General features: G+C 59.1%; 19 protein-coding genes and 1 riboswitch. Of the genes, 8 read left to right on the top strand and 11 right to left on the bottom strand.

Annotation, left to right across the window (positions count from 1 at the left end):
• Positions 1-19 precede the first annotated feature (19 nt).
• From era to folK, 9 genes are all read right to left on the bottom strand, one after another.
• The gene (era, locus tag VDP61_RS13745; RefSeq protein WP_323007424.1) at positions 20-982 is read right to left on the bottom strand and encodes a GTPase Era; all 963 of its coding nucleotides are present in this window, start codon (positions 980-982) and stop codon (positions 20-22) included.
• On the bottom strand, positions 979-1,665 hold the full coding sequence (gene rnc, locus VDP61_RS13740) for a ribonuclease III (RefSeq protein ID WP_323007423.1): 687 nt from the start codon (positions 1,663-1,665) through the stop codon (positions 979-981). The genes era and rnc overlap by 4 nt, the downstream gene beginning before the upstream one ends.
• A 186-nt stretch (positions 1,666-1,851) precedes the next feature.
• Positions 1,852-2,646, bottom strand: coding sequence for a signal peptidase I (lepB, locus tag VDP61_RS13735; RefSeq protein WP_323007422.1), 795 nt, complete (start codon positions 2,644-2,646; stop codon positions 1,852-1,854).
• Positions 2,647-2,700: 54 nt separating this feature from the next.
• Entirely contained in the window at positions 2,701-3,147 is a 447-nt protein-coding gene (acpS, locus tag VDP61_RS13730) for a holo-ACP synthase (RefSeq protein ID WP_323007421.1), read from the bottom strand.
• A 46-nt stretch (positions 3,148-3,193) separates the two neighbouring features.
• Complete coding sequence (locus VDP61_RS13725) at positions 3,194-3,958, bottom strand: pyridoxine 5'-phosphate synthase (protein WP_323007555.1); 765 nt, start codon at positions 3,956-3,958, stop codon at positions 3,194-3,196.
• A gap of 53 nt (positions 3,959-4,011) precedes the next feature.
• Entirely contained in the window at positions 4,012-4,749 is a 738-nt protein-coding gene (locus VDP61_RS13720) for a DUF2062 domain-containing protein (RefSeq protein ID WP_323007420.1), read from the bottom strand.
• 26 nt (positions 4,750-4,775) lie between these two features.
• Positions 4,776-6,893 (bottom strand): bifunctional (p)ppGpp synthetase/guanosine-3',5'-bis(diphosphate) 3'-pyrophosphohydrolase, encoded by a 2,118-nt coding sequence (locus tag VDP61_RS13715; protein ID WP_323007419.1) that lies wholly within the window; start codon positions 6,891-6,893, stop codon positions 4,776-4,778.
• Positions 6,894-6,980: 87 nt separating this feature from the next.
• Complete coding sequence (rpoZ, locus tag VDP61_RS13710; RefSeq protein ID WP_323007418.1) at positions 6,981-7,334, bottom strand: DNA-directed RNA polymerase subunit omega; 354 nt, start codon at positions 7,332-7,334, stop codon at positions 6,981-6,983.
• A gap of 144 nt (positions 7,335-7,478) precedes the next feature.
• Positions 7,479-8,084 carry a 2-amino-4-hydroxy-6-hydroxymethyldihydropteridine diphosphokinase gene (folK, locus tag VDP61_RS13705; RefSeq protein WP_323007417.1) on the bottom strand — a complete coding sequence of 202 codons (606 nt, stop codon included), beginning with the start codon at positions 8,082-8,084 and terminating at the stop codon, positions 7,479-7,481.
• A gap of 153 nt (positions 8,085-8,237) precedes the next feature.
• Between folK and VDP61_RS13700 the strand changes: the two genes are divergently transcribed.
• The 5 genes from VDP61_RS13700 to VDP61_RS13680 all read left to right on the top strand — a co-directional run bounded on the left by VDP61_RS13700 (position 8,238) and on the right by VDP61_RS13680 (position 12,065).
• Positions 8,238-8,819 carry an NYN domain-containing protein gene (locus tag VDP61_RS13700; RefSeq protein ID WP_323007416.1) on the top strand — a complete coding sequence of 194 codons (582 nt, stop codon included), beginning with the start codon at positions 8,238-8,240 and terminating at the stop codon, positions 8,817-8,819.
• 162 nt (positions 8,820-8,981) lie between these two features.
• A complete protein-coding gene (locus VDP61_RS13695; protein ID WP_323007415.1) occupies positions 8,982-9,419 on the top strand; it encodes a YqaA family protein in 438 nt (145 codons plus the stop codon).
• A 106-nt stretch (positions 9,420-9,525) separates the two neighbouring features.
• The gene (gene ispH / locus VDP61_RS13690; RefSeq protein ID WP_323007414.1) at positions 9,526-10,473 is read left to right on the top strand and encodes a 4-hydroxy-3-methylbut-2-enyl diphosphate reductase; all 948 of its coding nucleotides are present in this window, start codon (positions 9,526-9,528) and stop codon (positions 10,471-10,473) included.
• A gap of 465 nt (positions 10,474-10,938) precedes the next feature.
• Complete coding sequence (gene rnhA / locus VDP61_RS13685; protein WP_323007413.1) at positions 10,939-11,427, top strand: ribonuclease HI; 489 nt, start codon at positions 10,939-10,941, stop codon at positions 11,425-11,427.
• A complete protein-coding gene (locus VDP61_RS13680) occupies positions 11,424-12,065 on the top strand; it encodes a trimeric intracellular cation channel family protein (RefSeq protein ID WP_323007412.1) in 642 nt (213 codons plus the stop codon). Before rnhA ends, VDP61_RS13680 begins: the two co-directional genes overlap by 4 nt.
• Positions 12,066-12,173: 108 nt before the next feature.
• Here the strand turns inward: VDP61_RS13680 and trmB are convergent, their stop codons facing one another.
• Positions 12,174-12,881: a tRNA (guanine(46)-N(7))-methyltransferase TrmB gene (gene trmB / locus VDP61_RS13675; protein WP_323007411.1), complete on the bottom strand. Its 708-nt coding sequence runs from the start codon at positions 12,879-12,881 to the stop codon at positions 12,174-12,176.
• Between the two features lie 184 nt (positions 12,882-13,065).
• Between trmB and aroQ the strand changes: the two genes are divergently transcribed.
• The 3 genes from aroQ to VDP61_RS13660 all read left to right on the top strand — a co-directional run bounded on the left by aroQ (position 13,066) and on the right by VDP61_RS13660 (position 15,000).
• On the top strand, positions 13,066-13,500 hold the full coding sequence (gene aroQ, locus VDP61_RS13670) for a type II 3-dehydroquinate dehydratase (protein WP_416236536.1): 435 nt from the start codon (positions 13,066-13,068) through the stop codon (positions 13,498-13,500).
• Positions 13,501-13,629: 129 nt separating this feature from the next.
• Positions 13,630-14,280 (top strand): HpcH/HpaI aldolase/citrate lyase family protein, encoded by a 651-nt coding sequence (locus VDP61_RS13665; RefSeq protein WP_323007410.1) that lies wholly within the window; start codon positions 13,630-13,632, stop codon positions 14,278-14,280.
• Between the two features lie 261 nt (positions 14,281-14,541).
• The gene (locus tag VDP61_RS13660) at positions 14,542-15,000 is read left to right on the top strand and encodes a GNAT family N-acetyltransferase (protein WP_323007409.1); all 459 of its coding nucleotides are present in this window, start codon (positions 14,542-14,544) and stop codon (positions 14,998-15,000) included.
• 221 nt (positions 15,001-15,221) lie between these two features.
• Here the strand turns inward: VDP61_RS13660 and metK are convergent, their stop codons facing one another.
• Positions 15,222-16,388, bottom strand: coding sequence for a methionine adenosyltransferase (gene metK, locus VDP61_RS13655; RefSeq protein WP_323007408.1), 1,167 nt, complete (start codon positions 16,386-16,388; stop codon positions 15,222-15,224).
• A gap of 7 nt (positions 16,389-16,395) precedes the next feature.
• Positions 16,396-16,443, bottom strand: a riboswitch (SAM-SAH riboswitch).
• Positions 16,444-16,460 lie beyond the last annotated feature (17 nt).

The raw sequence follows: 16,460 nt of genomic DNA, 5'->3' as shown, positions 1-16,460 counted from the left end.
GCCCGATATTGACCACCCCCTAGTTCCCGTCCTTGAACTCCAGCCCCATTTCAGAATAGCGTTCCGGTTCCTCCAGCCAGTTCGGGCGCACCTTGACCTGCAAGAACAAATGCACCGGGCGGCCCAGAAATTCCGTCAGGTCGACACGCGCCGCTTGGCCCACGGATTTGATGGTTTCGCCCTTGTTGCCCAAAACGATGCCCTTGTGACCATCACGCGCCACATAGACGATCTGGTCAATCCGGGTAGACCCGTCTTTGCGGTCTTCCCATTTCTCGGTCTCCACGGTCAGTTGGTAGGGCAGTTCTTCGTGCAGGCGCAACGTCAGCTTTTCGCGGGTCACTTCAGCGGCGATCATGCGCATCGGCAGGTCGGCAATCTGGTCTTCGGGATAGAACCACGGGCCGACGGGCAGCTCTCCCGCTAGCCATTCGCGCATTTTATCAACGCCATAGCCCTTTTCAGCCGAGATCATAAAGGTTTCGGCAAACGGAAACGCCTCATTCAGTTTTTGTGACAGGCCAAGAAGAACCTCGGCCTTTACCCGGTCAATCTTGTTGATAGCCAGAGCCACTTTCTGACCCTGTGGAATCCGGTCGCGCATACTGTCAATGATGGCGGCGGTGCCCTCGGTCAAGCCGCGATGGGCCTCGACCAACAACACGATCAGGTCGGCATCAGCCGCCCCCCCCCAGGCGGCGGCGATCATGGCACGGTCAAGCCGACGGCGCGGGCGAAACAGGCCAGGGGTATCGACAAACACGATTTGCGCGTTGCCCTGCATCGCGATACCCCGAATACGCGCGCGCGTGGTCTGCACCTTATGCGTCACGATTGACACTTTGGAACCGACCATACGGTTGAGCAGCGTCGACTTGCCGGCGTTGGGTTCGCCAATAAGGGCAACAAAGCCTGCGCGGGTGTTTCCCTCTCCGCCAACCGGGCCGGGTGCGGGGTCGCTGATGGGGTGATCGTTGGTCATGTCTTTTGCTCCATCCGGGCCAAAAGGGCGCGGGCTGCGGCCTGTTCGGCGGCGCGTTTCGTTCCGGCGGATGCCGTCTCGTGTTCATCATTGTCCAGCCGCACCGCAACCGTAAAGATCGGTTGATGATCAGGTCCAGAGCGGGCTTGTTCCGTGTAGGTCGGCGGCGTCATGCCACGGGCCTGCGCCCATTCTTGCAGCGCGGTCTTGGCGTCGCGGGCGTCTTGCTTGACAGAGGCGATGCGCGGGGCCCAAAGCCGGGTAATCAGCTTGCGGGCGGCATCAAAGCCGCCATCAAGATAGACGGCGGCAATCACAGCTTCCAGCGCATCCCCCAGCAGCGCCTCTTTGCGCCGCCCGCCCGACATCATTTCCGAGCGGCCCAGTTTCAGCACATCGCCAAGCCCGATTTCCCGCGCCACATCGGCACAGGTTTCCTTGCGCACCATGGCATTGAAACGCGGGGCAAGCAGGCCCTCGGCGGCGCCAATATCAGCCGTCAGCAGCGCCTCGGCCATCACAAGGCCCAATACCCGATCACCCAGAAACTCCAACCTTTGGTTGTCGGGGCGGGTGGGCGAGGAGATTGACGCGTGGGTAACCGCCTCTACCAATAATTCAGGCGTGCGAAAGCTATGGGCCAGGCGGCCTTCAAAGGCTCGAAGTTCCGCAGAAAGCTTCATTCTACCGTTCTCCGATACCGCTCGCACGCCACAGGAAGGGCGGCCAGCGCAAGGCCCGCCCCCCGCGTAACTGCACCAAACCCGAAAACCAACCAGCCCCGCTTGCGCGAGGCTGTACCCTTCCTGTCAAAGAATGTCCTGAAAAGGCTTGGGCTTTGCATCATGCGCCGGTGACCCCCATCGCTGTCACTCGACCGCTTTGAAAAAGCGATCAGCGCGCCACGTCCAGAAATAGAACAGCGACGACCCGGCAGACGAGAACATGATCCGGTCGGCCCGCCCGATCAGGTTTTCGGCAGGCACAAAGCCAACACCGCCAACGGCCTGGCCAAAGCGGCTGTCTTGCGAATTGTCACGGTTGTCACCCATAAAGAAATAATGCCCGGCAGGCACGGTGAACACATCGGTATTATCGCCAGCGCCATTGGTATCTATGTTCAGCACCGCATGTTTGCGCCCGCCCGGCAGCGTTTCGATAAAGCGCGACTTGGTGCACTCTGCGCCGATGCCAACCGCCCCGGCCGAGTTTTCACAGCGCGGCAAATGGCCCATCGGCCCCTGACGATCATAGATTTCTGAAAACTGTCCATCCGGGGTCTGTGGCACTGGGGTTCCGTTCAAGATGATCTGACCGTCGCGGGTTTGCACAGTATCGCCCGGCAACCCAATCAGACGCTTGATATAATCAGCGCCGCTGACAGGGTGGCGAAACACCACGACATCGCCACGGTCTGGTTCCGAGAACAGCAGACGGCCGCTAACGGGGCACATGGAAAACGGGCAAGAGTATTTGGAATAGCCATAGGCCATTTTATTCACAAAAAGAAAATCACCGATCAGCAGCGTATCCTTCATAGAGCCTGACGGAATCCAGAAGGGTTGAAAGAACAATGTACGGAAAATGCCCGCAATCAACAGCGCGTAAACGATGGTCTTGATGGTCTCGACGATGCCGCCTTCGGGTTTTGCCTTGCTGGCCATGGTTTTTGCCTTTTGCTGCTTTGCGGCGCTACATGCGCGTGGAGGCGTGAGGAGTCAAGCGGGCTGCGGGTTTGTGGGGGTAATTGGCAGCAGCGCAGATGCGGTCAGCGGCCGTACCTCGATCACCACAAAGGCCTGGGCCCAAGGGTGATCATCGGTCAGGGTGACATGGACATGCGCCGTATGCCCCGGCGGAGTCATGGCGGCCAACCGCCCGGCCGCCCAGCCGGTCAGCTGCATTTGCGGCTGGCCCGTGTGCAGATTTGACACCGCCATGTCGCGCCATGCAATGCCCATGCGCAGCCCCGTACCAAGCGCTTTGGAACAGGCCTCTTTGGCCGCCCAGCGCTTGGCATAGGTTGCCGGGGCATGGGCACGGGTTTCAGCACGGCGTTGTTCTTGCTCGGTGAAAACGCGGTTGCGAAAACGGTCACCAAAACGCAGGAGCGTAGCTGCTATCCGGTCAATATTCGCCAGATCGCTTCCGATACCAACAATCATGTGGCACAGGCGGGCATTGGCTGGCCCCCGAATTTTCGTCGAAAATTCATGCCCGCCCCGCACTGGCCCGGGCAATATCCATGCGGCGACGCATTTCTTCAATCGCAGGGCCAAGGCCACGAAACACCGCCTCGCCAATCAGGAAATGGCCGATATTCAACTCAACCACCTCGGAAAAAACTGAAACCTGGGCCGCCGTCTCAAAGTCAAGGCCGTGGCCCATATGCACCTCAAGCCCCAGCGAATGGGCAAGCGTGGCACCTGTGCGCAGGGCCTCAAACTCTGCTGCGGCCTCTGCCTCATGGCCATCAGCGACCAGATCGCAGTAGCGGCCGGTGTGCAATTCAACCACCGCCGCACCGATTTTTGCCGATGCCGCAATCTGGCGCGGCTCATGCCCGATGAACAGGGACACGCGGCAACCGGCCTCGCGCAGGGGGGTAATGAAGGCCCCAAGGCGGGCCGCATCGCCCGCCACATCAAGCCCGCCCTCGGTGGTGCGTTCCTCGCGCTTTTCGGGCACGAGGCAAACGGCATGGGGCTTGTGGCGCAGGGCGATTGCCTGCATTTCATCGGTCGCCGCACATTCAAAGTTGAGCGGAATGGAAATGCCGGCCATCAGCGCCTCAATATCCGCATCCCGGATGTGGCGGCGATCTTCGCGCAGATGGGCGGTGATACCGTCGGCACCTGCCGCCTCGGCCAAAAGGGCGGCGCGCAAAGGGTCGGGCAATGCGCCGCCGCGCGCGTTCCGAATGGTCGCCACATGGTCGATGTTGATACCCAGCCGCAGCCGCCCCAGAGGTTTCATCATGCAATCCTTCTTTCAACCCAGCCCCAACACCAAGGGCTTTGCACCCCAGATTAACCTTTTGTCCGGGCCACGTCATCCCCAGACCTTGTTTGCCCAGACTTTGCTTGGCCCGATGCGCCATCATCCGATGGCTTTGGGCCATTCGCGGCGTGCTTGTCCAACTCCAGCCCACGCGCGGCCAGCCGTTTTGCAAGCCGGTCGCGCAGCTTTTTCTTGCGGCGGCTTTGATAGGCGAGAATGACAGGCAAGCTGATATAATAGCTTGAGATTCCACCGACGATCCCCAGAATGAAGCCGCCCAGAAGATAGGGCAGATAGACCCGCAAGAAAAACCGATGCAGCCGATCCCAATGCGCAACATCGTCACTGAAAAGTGAGGTGATGTTGCGCCAGAACTCGGCGCTTGCACGGCCGAAATCAGAAAATATCTCCAGGGGGGACATGACTCCGGGATGGCCAAGCAGCCAGTTCCCCAATTCCACGCCAAACGCCGCGATGAAAGGAAAGGTGATCGGGTTGCCGACGAAGGTGGCCATCAGCGAGGCAAGGATATTGCCCCGCATGACCCATGCCAAAAACGCCGCACCAGCAAAATGCAGCCCGAACAGCGGCGTGAACGAGATGAAAACCCCGGCAAATATGCCGCGCGCGATGCGGTGCGGGGCATCGGGCAAGCGGCGCAACCTGTGCTTCATGTAATGGGCAGCGCGTGTCCATCCGCCGCGTGGCCACAAGGCCTCGGTGAATGCCCGCCCCCACGACCGTTTGTTACGCCGCTTGAATACCATGCCCCGGGGTCTTCCTTATTCTGCGATCAGGGCTTTCGCCGGGTGTCGCGATGGCGGCCAACTTCGGCCACATCCGTCTCGGCTTCAAGGGCGTTCATGATCATATGCAGATGTTCTACGTCCCGCAAGTCAACGTCAATCAGCAAGCGGTAAAAATCTGGTTTTCGGTCAGTGAATTGCAGGTCCGATATATTGGCCTTTTGCTGACCGATCAAGGTGCAGATTCGCCCCAACACACCCGCATCATTCGAGATTGTTACGTTAAGGCTAACAGTGTTGACAGGGGCGTGGCGCCCCGATTGCCAGTTCAGATCAACCCAGCGCTCGGGCTGATCTTCCAATTCCTCCAGCGCGGGGCAGTCGATCGCATGCACCACTACGCCGAGGCCGCGATAGGTGATGCCCACGATGCGCTCGCCCGGTACGGGCTGGCAACAGCCGGCGCGGCGAAAGGTCTGATTGTCGCCAAGGCCAATGACGGGGCGGCTGGCATCAACCACATCACCCGCCACCTGAGTCAGCTCTGGATACAGTGTTTCCAATACCCGGCGCGCGGTCAGTTCGGCCGAGCCAACACGCGCCAGCAGGTCACTTTCGTCATTCAGCCCCAACATGCGGGCGGCAGTGCGCAACGCTTTATCCGTCGCTTTGCGGCCCATATTGTCAAAGGCGGCGCGGGTCAGTTCACGGCCCAATTTCACAAACCGGCCCCGGTCCTCCTCGCGCAAGCTGCGGCGGATGGCGGCTTTGGCGCGGCCCGTGGTAACAATCTCTATCCAGCTGGATTGCGGGCGTTGGCCCTGGGCGGTAATGATTTCAACCGATTGGCCATTTTTCAGCCGCGTCCAAAGCGGCACCCGGATTCCATCGACCTTGGCCGAAACCGTGGAATTGCCGATGCGGGTGTGGATGGCATAGGCATAATCCAGCGGGGTCGCGCCGCGCGGAAGCTGTATGACCTCGCCCTTGGGGGTAAAGCAAAACACCTGATCGGTGTACATTTCCAGCTTTACGTTTTCGAGGAAATCGTCGTGGTCTTCCTCATTCATATTCTCGGTCAGCTTTGCCACCCATTTGGCGGGATCAACCGCAAAGGGGTTATTGGCGCGCACGCCTTCGCGGTAGGACCAATGGGCGGCCACGCCTGCCTCGGCCACCTCATGCATCTGGCGCGTGCGGATCTGCACCTCGACCCGTTTGCCATCACGCCCCGAAACCGTGGTGTGGATAGAGCGGTAGCCGTTGGTTTTGGGCTGGCTGATGTAATCCTTGAACCGCCCCGGCACGGCGCGCCAGCGTTGATGAATCACCCCCAGCACGCGGTAGCAATCGGCCTCATTTCGGGTGATGATACGGAAACCGTAGATATCCGAAAGCCGCGAAAACGACAGGTCTTTTTCCTGCATCTTGCGCCATACGGAATAGGGCTTTTTCGCGCGCCCATACACATCGGCGTCAATATCGGCACGGTCAAGCTCGGTGCGGATATCGGCGGTAATCTTGTAGACAACATCGCCCGCCTCACGCTGAAGCGTGATAAAGCGGCGGATGATCGAATTGCGCGCCTCGGGGTTCAGGACACGAAAGCCAAGGTCTTCCAACTCCTCGCGCATCCATTGCATGCCCATGCGGCCCGCAAGGGGCGCAAAGATTTCCATCGTCTCGCGGGCTTTCTGGGCCTGCTTGTCGGGGCGCATGGATTTGATCGTGCGCATATTGTGCAAGCGGTCGGCAAGTTTGACCAGGATCACCCGCAGGTCCTTGGACATTGCCATGAACAGCTTGCGAAAGTTTTCAGCCTGTTTCGACTGGGTCGAGGAAAGTTGCAGATTGGTCAGTTTGGTGACGCCATCGACAAGCTCTGCCACTTCGTCCCCAAACATCGCGGCAACATCAGAATAGGTGGCTTTGGTGTCTTCAATAGTGTCATGCAGCAAGGCGGTGATGATGGTCGCATCATCAAGCCGCTGTTCCGTCAGAATGGCGGCGACGGCAACAGGATGCGTGAAATACGGCTCTCCCGAGTGGCGAAACTGGCCGTCATGCACACGCATCCCATAGGCATAAGCCTTGCGGATCAGGTCTGCATTGCTGCGGGGGTTATAGTTTTGGACGAGGGCGACCAAGTCTTCGACGTCGATCATCCCCGCCACATCCTATTTCGGCGACTTGCCTTGGTTTTGGCGCCCTCATGCGCACCCTGTTGGTATGATGCTTTGCTCAACTGGCGCTCAACTGGCCCCTTGCGCTTCCATCAAGGCGCGCAGCAGCCGTTCTTCTGACATGTCATCCGTCGCAGGACGGTCCATTTCGCCGCCCATAAGCAACGACATCTTGTCTTCTTCCGGCTCATCAACCTCAATCTGGGTTTGATGGCTTTCGATCATCCGTTCGCGCAGCGCATCGGCGGCTTGTGTTTCCTCGGCAATTTCGCGCAGGGACACGACGGGGTTTTTATCATTATCGCGCTCCACCGTAAGCGGAGATCCGGCCTGGATTTCCCGGGCGCGGTGGGCGGCAAGCATTACCAGCTCAAACCGGTTCGGAACTTTGTCAACGCAATCTTCAACCGTGACGCGGGCCATAAAGACACCCTTTCAGATTTGAGGTTAGGAACGGTCTATGTAAGGGCTGGCAAACCCCTTGACAAGCGCCTTATGCCCCATGATCTGGCCTGAAACGCGACAAATTGCCGTGATAAGCCACAGGATAGGGTGGCCGGCGGCGAATTATGGAACGGCGTCAGGGGCCAATGGGCGCACCGCGGCCAGATCGGTGCTGTCCAGCGCATCCCGCATCTGCACCACCGTAAGGCCAAGGGTTGGATGGCGCCAATCGGGCGCCACTTCGGCCAGCGGCACCAGCACAAAGGCCCGCTCGGCCATGCGCGGATGCGGCAAAATCAGGCGGTCGGGGGTAAGGCGAAGTTGATCCTGGGGGGGCAAATCTTGCCAATAGCGCTGGGTTTCTGCATCGGGCAGAACCCTGTCATCCATGGCCAAAAGATCAAGGTCAAGCGTTCGCCCCGCCCAGCGGCCCGCACGCCTGCGGCCATTCGCCGCCTCTATCCGGTGCAGCAGTGCCAAAATCTGATCCGGCGATTGCAAGCCGTCGGTGCGGTGCGGGTCTGCATGGAGCACGGCGGCGGCGTTGATGTAATCGGGGCCTGCCCCCGCTGGAAAGCACGGGGTCATGTAAAACCGGCTTTGGGCCTGTAACCGCAAGCCAGAGGCGGTCAACTCTTGCAAAGCCGCCCGCAGCGTGTCGGCGGGCAAGCGCCTCGTTGATGTAAGGTCATTTGGCAAATTCGCGCCCAAAGCCAACAATAAGATCATTTCGACCATCCTTTTGCCCCTTACGCTTTCGTATAGTGAGGGTTGAACTTACAGCCAAAAACCAGATATTAACCCACATTCGCAAACAAAATAATTTCGAGCCTCTGACACTCGCGAAAATGATGTGTGCGTGCTTTTTAGATGGGAAAAGTGATGTTTTACAAGGACGAAAGACTCGCCTTATTTATCGACGGGTCCAACCTTTATGCAGCGGCAAAATCGTTGGGCTTCGACATTGATTACAAATTGCTGCGGCATGAATTCATGCGCCGGGGCAAGTTGTTGCGGGCGTTTTACTATACAGCGCTGCTGGAGAATGACGATTATTCGCCCATTCGCCCGCTGGTGGACTGGTTGCATTACAACGGCTATTCCATGGTGACCAAACCCGCCAAGGAATACACCGATAGCCAGGGCCGCCGGAAAGTGAAAGGCAACATGGATATCGAGCTGGCAGTGGATGCAATGGAGCTTGCGCCGCGCATCGACCACGCGGTGATCTTTTCGGGTGATGGCGATTTCCGTCCGCTGATCGAAAGCCTGCAAAGGCAGGGCGTGCGGGTTTCCGTGGTATCAACCATTCGCAGCCAACCCCCGATGATTGCTGATGAATTGCGCCGTCAGGCCGATAACTTCATCGAGCTGGACGAGCTGCGCGATGTGATCGGCCGCCCCCCGCGCGAGCCACGCTTTGACAACGAAGACCTGCTTGAGACCGCCGAGACGGTAAAGTAAATCTGCTCAGGTGCTGGCCATGTGGGGACGTGGCGGCAACGGGCTAGAAACAATCGGCAAGGGGGCACAGGTTGCCCCCTTTTTATTTGCAGAATGGCAGAACGCGTAAAATCAGCGTGGATTGTCTTTGCAGCCAGCGCCGATTTGCGGCAAGGGCAGTCCATGATGCTTGTCTCCTCGCTTTTCGGGCTGTTTTTTGCTGCGTTTGTGGCCGCAACCGTTGTGCCATTTCAATCCGAGGTGCTCTTTGTCGCGCTGCAGGTGGCAGGCCATGTTTCTTTGGTCTGGCTGGTCGTTGTGGCAAGCCTTGGCAACACACTTGGCGCGCTGGTGAACTATTACATCGGGCATGGCATCACCCGGTTTGAGGGCAAGCGCTGGTTTCCCGCAAGCCCGGCCCAAATGATCCGCGCGGAACGCTGGTTTCAGCGTTGGGGCATCTGGGTGCTTTTGCTAAGCTGGCTGCCTGTCGGCGACATAATGACGGTCGTTGCAGGGGTCATGCGCACGCGGCTGTGGCTGTTTTTGCTGTTGGTCGGCATTGCCAAGACCAGCCGCTATATCGGGCTTGCGCTGATCACGGCCAGGCTGATTGAATAAACCATTGCGCCTGCGGGCTCGACGAAACTTCGCAAATGCGGCGGGGCGCTGGACCTCTGTATCGCATCGCCTTAAACAAAGCGCATCATATCCACAGGAGTATCCGATGACCCTGCCGCCCCTGACCCTTTATCTGGCCGCACCGCGCGGATTTTGTGCAGGTGTGGACCGGGCGATCAAGATCGTCGAGCTGGCGTTGCAGAAATGGGGCGCGCCGGTCTATGTTCGCCATGAGATTGTACACAACAAATTTGTCGTGGATGATCTGCGCACCAAAGGCGCGGTGTTTGTGGAAGAGCTGGACGATTGCCCAGACGACAGGCCCGTCATTTTTTCTGCCCATGGCGTGCCGAAATCAGTGCCCGCCGCCGCGCAGGCGCGGGCCTTGATTGCCGTTGATGCCACCTGCCCTTTGGTCACAAAGGTACATAACGAAGCCGCGCGCCATTCCTCTGAGGGCCTTCAGATGGTGATGATCGGCCACGCGGGCCACCCAGAAACGATTGGCACCATGGGGCAATTGCCGGAAGGCGAGGTTTTATTGGTGGAAACCGAAGCCGATGTGGCCAGCCTGGCCGTGCGGGACGCAAGCAAGCTGGCCTATATCACCCAGACCACCCTGTCGGTGGATGACACCGCGATGATTGTCGCAGCTTTGCAGGCACGCTTTCCGGCAATTGTGGGGCCGCATAAGGAAGACATCTGTTACGCCACCACCAACCGGCAAGCGGCGGTCAAGGCCATCGCGCCCAAGATCGACGCGCTTTTGGTGATCGGTGCCCCCAACTCCAGCAACTCCAAGCGCTTGGTAGAGGTAGGGCGTGCCGCAGGTTGTGCCTATGCGCAATTGGTGCAACGTGCCACGGATATTGACTGGCGCGCATTGCAGGGCATTCGTGCGGTTGGCATCACAGCCGGGGCAAGTGCGCCAGAGGTGCTTGTCAATGAGGTGATCGCTGCGTTTCGCGCCCATTATGACACAACGGTGGAATTGGTCGAGACCGCGCAAGAGATGGTAGAGTTCAAGGTGCCACGGATTTTGCGCGAGGGGTAAAGAGCGGCCGTCAGCGCCTTGGTCCAGATAGGCGCGCTGCATCTGTGTCGCCGGCACGCAGCCCCCCTTTCCCCAAGTTCATATTTGGTCCCGGCCTGCAGACGGGCTGCCCAAAGGATAGAGCAGCGGGGGCCTTCTGCCCCCCTGCGCCTTGAGGCGCATTCACCCCGAGGATATTTGACCCAAAGAGAAAGCCTCACGGGTTATAGCGTTTCGCCTTTGGCTTGGAACATGGTGCATCACATAGCGCGTTGAAATCCTTGGTTGCTGGCAGCGATATGTGAGTAAGGTTCAAGCCGAAGCGCTTGGGGCTGTGTTCGCGCCTGGTCAGGTTCCTGTATTCAGCCAATGCGCCAAGCCAGCGTTTGCGGTACTGACGGATGCAATCATGTGCAACATGCATCAGGGGCAGCGCGTTGACCTTTTGTGGCCCCCTGCTTAGACGGACGCAAAGAGGAGATGCCAATGCCCGAACTATACGCCTATACCGATGGAGCCTGTTCGGGCAACCCTGGCCCCGGTGGCTGGGGCGTGCTGATGCTGGCGCGCGAGGGTGATCTGGTGCTGAAAGAGCGCACCTTGCAAGGTGGCGAGGCCGATACCACCAACAACAGGATGGAGCTGATGGCGGCGATTTCGGCGCTTGAAGCTTTGGCGCGGCCGACGAAGATAATTCTAGTGACCGACAGCGCCTATGTGAAAAACGGGATTACCGAATGGTTGGCGGGTTGGAAGCGCAAGAACTGGCGCACCGCAGCAGGCTCGGCGGTGAAAAACGTTGATCTGTGGCAACGATTGGATGCGGCACGCCAACAGCACAGCGTCGAATGGCGCTGGATCAAGGGCCATGCAGGCCATGCCGAGAATGAGCGGGCCGATGAATTGGCGCGCGCAGGGATGGCACCGTTCAAACCAGCAAAGGCAGTCGGGGTAAAATCCGGGGCGATAAAATGACGCTATTGGGTGCCTTGGATTTTGCGTCGGTGGCGGTGTTTGCCTTGACCGGGGCGCTGGTCGCATCGCGCAGTCAACTGGACATTGTGGGCTTTATTTTTGTGGCCTGCCTGACGGCGGTGGGCGGAGGTACGCTTCGGGATGTGCTGTTGAACCGTGATATGGTGTTCTGGATAACCGACCCGTCAATTCTGCTTGCGGCTGTGGCGGCGGCGGTTGTTGTGTTTTTTGGCGCGCATTTGCTGGAAAGCCGCTATCGCACGCTTGTTTGGTTGGATGCCTTTGCTTTGTCGATTGCCGTTCCTGCCGGGGTTGGCGTGGCCTTGGGCATGGCGCAGCATTGGGCAATTGTGATGGTGATGGGGGTGGCGACGGGCTGCTTTGGCGGGCTGATGCGTGATGTTGTTTGCAATGAAGTGCCGCTGGTGCTGAAGCAGGGCGAGATTTACGCAACCGCAGCCTTTGCCGGGGCGGGTGCAGCTGTGCTGGTATTCTGGCTGGGCCATTCCACCGGTTCCGCGCTGATGGCCTGCGCGGCGGTCACATTTGTCCTGCGCGCAGGCGCAATCGCCTTTGGCTGGGGCTTGCCGGTCTATCGCACCAAACCGCCGCAGCCGCAAAGCCCCAAGCAAAACTGACCCCGGACAATCATGCACTGCCGCCGCACGCGGCACGCGGGCGGCCCGGCCCAACCTTGAGGCGATGCGCCTGCAAAGGCGCTTCAACGAATGGCGGGAGCCGCCCCTTTACCCGTTTCGCCTGAACGTCAGATAGTGCTGCGGGCGGCCTTCGCGGATGGCCTTTTGTTCGTAGCGGGTCGAAATCCAGTCGTCCCACGGCGTCGCGGATTGGTCGAGCAGTTCAAAACCGGCAGGCGGCACCTCTTCACATGTTTGGCGGACATAATCATCAATATCCGTAGCCACGCGAAACTCTGCCCCCGGTTTCATCACCCGCGCCAAAGGGTGCAAGTGGTTCGGCGTCACAAAGCGGCGACGGTGGTGCCGGGCTTTTGGCCATGGGTCGGGGTAATTCAGAAAGGTCTTGGAAATGCAGGCATCGGGCAAGATGTCGAACAGATCGCGCACATCCTCGGGGTGGACGCGCAGATTTTCAACACCAGCCGCACGGATTTTCCCCAAAAGCATGGCAACACCGTTCACGAAGGGCTCACACCCGACAATCCCCACCGTGGGGTAAAGTGCGGCCATGTGGACCAGATGCTCACCGCCGCCAAAGCCGATTTCCAGCCAGAGCGGGCGGGCATCCGCAAAAAACGTGCTGGGGTCAACCAAATTGCGATCAGGGTTGTCGGCGTGGCTGGTGCCTGCGGGGCGTAGCGGCTCCAGATCCTCGGCCAGATAGGCCTTTTGGCTGGGGCGCAGGGTTTTACCATGGTGGCGGCCATAGAAATTACGGCGTTCGGGCGTGGTTTTCTCACTTGGATCAGACATGGCGGCCCCCTTTGCTGGCGCGGGCGGGCGTAGCCTGTGCGCAAGGGCGCGTCAAGCGTGACGGGCCTTGTGCTGTGCAACTGGCCGGGCTTTTGGGCCGATACGACAGGCTGTGTGACACAGGGCGTTGCAATTTCACTTGGCAAGGGTGAAGCTGCGCAAGAAACGCAGGAGCATACCGCTGATGAAGACAGTCTATCTGTTGAACGGCCCGAATTTGAACCTTTTGGGCAAACGCCAGCCCGAGATTTACGGGCATGAGACGCTGGCCGATGTTGTGCAAAGCTGTACCACCACGGCCAGCGCACTGGGTCTGGGCCTCTATGCGTTTCAATCGAACCATGAAGGCGCGATCATCGACAAAATCCATGAGGCGCGGGACAAGGCGGCGGGCATCGTCATCAACCCCGGCGCGTTCACACATACATCCGTGGCAATTCTGGACGCGCTGAATGCGTTTGAGGGGCCCGTGATAGAGGTTCACATTTCCAACGTGCACAAGCGAGAGACGTTCCGGCATCATTCCTATGTGTCCTTGCGCGCCGAAGGCGTCATTGCGGGGCTTGGAACCGAAGGCTATTTGGCCGCGGTACGGCGTTTGGCGATGTTGCTGGCATAGGTGTTCTTGTCGCCCCTCAGGCGCGGTGTCTGGGGGGGGGCAGAGGGGGGGGGGCAAAAATTGCAGCCTTTCGACTTTGGCCTGAAACAGCACATAAGGCGCCAAAACATTTGGACATAGGGAAAAGATATGGATTTGCCGAAGAATGAGTTCAAGGCGGCGTTGAAAGCCGGTAAGCAGCAGATCGGGCTGTGGATGTCGATTGCCAATGCAGCTTCGGCCGAGGCGGTGGCGACGTGCGGCTTTGACTGGGTGATGGTCGACACCGAACACACACCGAATGACCCCGCACAGGTGCAGGCAATGCTGCAAGCAATGGCCCCCTATCCCACCCATGCGGGCGCGCGCCCCGGCTGGAATGACGCGGTGGAAATCAAACGGTTGATGGATGCAGGCGCACAGACAATTCTGGTGCCCTATGTGCAATCGGCCGCAGAGGCGCGGGCGGCAGTTGCGGCGGTTCTCTACCCGCCGCATGGGATGCGCGGCGTTTCGGGCCTGTCACGGGCAAGCCGGTTCGGGGCCATTCCGAATTACACCGCGACAGCAAACGCCGAGATTTGCCTGCTGGTGCAGGTGGAAACCAAGGCCTCCTTGGACCAGATCGAAGCGATTGCAGCCGTGGAAGGCGTGGATGGCATTTTCATCGGCCCTGCCGATCTGGCGGCATCACTGGGCTATCCGGGGCAGTTGGGCCACCCAGAGGTGAAGGCCGCGGTTTTGGATGCCATCGCGCGCATCAAGGCCACGGGCAAGGCGGCAGGGTTTCTGGGGGTCTGACCCCGCGTTTTTGCGCGAGGTGGTTGCCGCGGGCTGTACCTTTACCGCCGTGGGGCTGGATATCGGGGTGCTGCTGACAGGGGCCAAGGCCTTGGTGAAAGAGTGGAAGGGGTAAGCGGATAAACACCGGAGGGGTCGGCTTTACCCATAAGCGCCGTCTCTTCCTTGCCGTCGAACGGGGTTTTATAGCTGCAATCCACTTATACTTGGGCGAAACCACCCTTTGCCGCAGCACTGGCAGAATTTTCAAAAGGATAAACCATGACAAAGGCCAAAAAAGTCATCATACGTCCGGTTGCACTTGGCGACAGGGCCGATTGGGATGACCTGTATCGCGGCTACGCTGCCTTCTACAAGGTCACCCAATCGGATCAGATGCGGGACCGTGTGTGGTCGTGGCTTCACGACCCCAGCGCAGAAAGCCAAGGCCTTGTTGCCGAGGGTGCTGACGGCAAGCTGCTTGGTCTGGCGCATTTCCGCCCATTTGCGCGACCGTTATCAGCCACGACCGGCGGCTTTATGGATGATCTGTTCGTTTCGCCCGATGCCAGGGGTATGGGCGTAGCCGATGCGCTGATTGACGCTGTAAGAGCCATTGCTGCAGATCGGGGCTGGTCGGTTGTGCGGTGGATAACTGCCGATGACAATTATCGCGGGCGTGGGGTTTATGACAGAATTGCCACCAAGACAGCTTGGGTAACCTACGACATCAAGATCTGAAAGGACTGCGCTTTGCGGTGGACCCAAAGCGTTTCGCCTTAAATCTGAATCTCATATCGCTGCCTGAAATCAAAAATTTCAACGCGTTATGTGACAGGCCTTGTTGCAAGCCAAAGGCGAAACGCTATAACGGGCGCAGAAAAGCCAGACGGCCAGTAAATTTTCTTGCGTTCCGGCATCAGGGCGCCCGGCTCTTGCAAGGCGCCCTGATGAACGGCCACTCAGAACGGCTTTTTCAAGACATCCACAAGGTCGGTCTTTTCCCAGCTAAAGCCGCCATCCGTCTCAGGCGCGCGGCCAAAATGGCCATAGGCAGAGGTGCGCGCGTAGATGGGTTTGTTCAGGTCCAGATGGGTGCGGATGCCGCGCGGGGTCAGGTCCATCGCGTCCCAGATCACTTTTTCCAGCTCGGCGTCCGGCACGTTGCCGGTGCCGTGGGTATCAACATAAATCGACATCGGCTTGGCCACGCCAATCGCATAAGCGACCTGAATGGTACAACGATCGGCCAAGCCAGCCGCAACCACGTTTTTCGCCAGATAGCGCGCGGCATAGGCGGCAGAGCGGTCTACCTTGGTTGGGTCTTTGCCCGAAAACGCACCGCCACCGTGCGGGGCGGCACCGCCATAGGTATCAACAATGATCTTGCGGCCGGTCAGGCCGGCGTCACCATCCGGGCCGCCGATGACAAAGGTTCCGGTCGGGTTGACCCACCATTCGGTTTTCGGGGTGATCCAGCTTGCGGGCAGCACTTCGCGGATATACGGCTCTACGATCGCGCGGATATCATGGCTGGTTTGCTTTTTATGCTCATGCTGGGTCGACAGCACGATCGAGGTCACCTCAACCGGCTTGCCATCTTCATAGCGCAGCGAGATTTGCGATTTGGCATCGGGGCGCAGCGTGCTTTCCTGGCCAGATTTGCGCACTTCGGCCAGACGCTTCAAAATGGCGTGGCTGTATTGAATCGGGGCTGGCATCAGCGCCTCGGTCTCGGTGCAGGCATAGCCGAACATGATGCCCTGATCGCCAGCGCCATCGTTGTCAACGCCCTGTGCGATATGGGCCGATTGTTCGTGCAGGTAGTTGTGAATTTTCACGGTCTCCCAGTGAAATTTCTTCTGCTCATAGCCGATGTCACGGATACAGTCGCGCACGATCCCTTCGACGCTACCCAGCATTTCCTTAAGCTTGCCCTGATCGGCAAGCCCAACCTCACCGCCCACAACAACGCGCTTGGTGGTGGCAAAGGTTTCGCAGGCAACGCGGGCATTGGGCTCAATCGCGATGAACGCATCCAGAATTGCATCGGATATTCGGTCGCAAACCTTGTCAGGGTGACCTTCCGAGACGGACTCGGACGTGAAAACGTAATTATTGCGTGACATGGGGAAGTGCTCCGTTGGTTATACGCGTCACGCCAGGAAGCCGTTGTGACGGTTTATGCTTTCGCCCTATGC

It is taken from the genome of Pseudorhodobacter sp. (genome assembly GCF_034675685.1).
Classification (GTDB): Bacteria; Pseudomonadota; Alphaproteobacteria; order Rhodobacterales; family Rhodobacteraceae; genus Pseudorhodobacter.
Note: the sequence above shows the minus strand (reverse complement) of the source record. Positions and strands in the feature narration are given on the sequence as shown.

What these genes read in the sequence shown, in the direction of transcription:
- rpoZ (WP_323007418.1), bottom strand. Translation starts at nt 7,334, where the DNA reads ATGGCCCGCGTCACGGTTGAAGATTGCGTTGACAAAGTTCCGAACCGG.
- VDP61_RS13665 (WP_323007410.1), top strand. Translation starts at nt 13,630, where the DNA reads ATGGATTTGCCGAAGAATGAGTTCAAGGCGGCGTTGAAAGCCGGTAAG.
- trmB (WP_323007411.1), bottom strand. Translation starts at nt 12,881, where the DNA reads ATGTCTGATCCAAGTGAGAAAACCACGCCCGAACGCCGTAATTTCTAT.
- VDP61_RS13720 (WP_323007420.1), bottom strand. Translation starts at nt 4,749, where the DNA reads ATGGTATTCAAGCGGCGTAACAAACGGTCGTGGGGGCGGGCATTCACC.
- VDP61_RS13680 (WP_323007412.1), top strand. Translation starts at nt 11,424, where the DNA reads ATGACGCTATTGGGTGCCTTGGATTTTGCGTCGGTGGCGGTGTTTGCC.
- VDP61_RS13725 (WP_323007555.1), bottom strand. Translation starts at nt 3,958, where the DNA reads ATGAAACCTCTGGGGCGGCTGCGGCTGGGTATCAACATCGACCATGTG.
- lepB (WP_323007422.1), bottom strand. Translation starts at nt 2,646, where the DNA reads ATGGCCAGCAAGGCAAAACCCGAAGGCGGCATCGTCGAGACCATCAAG.
- VDP61_RS13695 (WP_323007415.1), top strand. Translation starts at nt 8,982, where the DNA reads ATGATGCTTGTCTCCTCGCTTTTCGGGCTGTTTTTTGCTGCGTTTGTG.
- VDP61_RS13715 (WP_323007419.1), bottom strand. Translation starts at nt 6,893, where the DNA reads ATGATCGACGTCGAAGACTTGGTCGCCCTCGTCCAAAACTATAACCCC.
- VDP61_RS13700 (WP_323007416.1), top strand. Translation starts at nt 8,238, where the DNA reads ATGTTTTACAAGGACGAAAGACTCGCCTTATTTATCGACGGGTCCAAC.
- aroQ (WP_416236536.1), top strand. Translation starts at nt 13,066, where the DNA reads ATGAAGACAGTCTATCTGTTGAACGGCCCGAATTTGAACCTTTTGGGC.
- metK (WP_323007408.1), bottom strand. Translation starts at nt 16,388, where the DNA reads ATGTCACGCAATAATTACGTTTTCACGTCCGAGTCCGTCTCGGAAGGT.
- rnhA (WP_323007413.1), top strand. Translation starts at nt 10,939, where the DNA reads ATGCCCGAACTATACGCCTATACCGATGGAGCCTGTTCGGGCAACCCT.
- era (WP_323007424.1), bottom strand. Translation starts at nt 982, where the DNA reads ATGACCAACGATCACCCCATCAGCGACCCCGCACCCGGCCCGGTTGGC.
- acpS (WP_323007421.1), bottom strand. Translation starts at nt 3,147, where the DNA reads ATGATTGTTGGTATCGGAAGCGATCTGGCGAATATTGACCGGATAGCA.
- VDP61_RS13660 (WP_323007409.1), top strand. Translation starts at nt 14,542, where the DNA reads ATGACAAAGGCCAAAAAAGTCATCATACGTCCGGTTGCACTTGGCGAC.
- folK (WP_323007417.1), bottom strand. Translation starts at nt 8,084, where the DNA reads ATGATCTTATTGTTGGCTTTGGGCGCGAATTTGCCAAATGACCTTACA.
- rnc (WP_323007423.1), bottom strand. Translation starts at nt 1,665, where the DNA reads ATGAAGCTTTCTGCGGAACTTCGAGCCTTTGAAGGCCGCCTGGCCCAT.
- ispH (WP_323007414.1), top strand. Translation starts at nt 9,526, where the DNA reads ATGACCCTGCCGCCCCTGACCCTTTATCTGGCCGCACCGCGCGGATTT.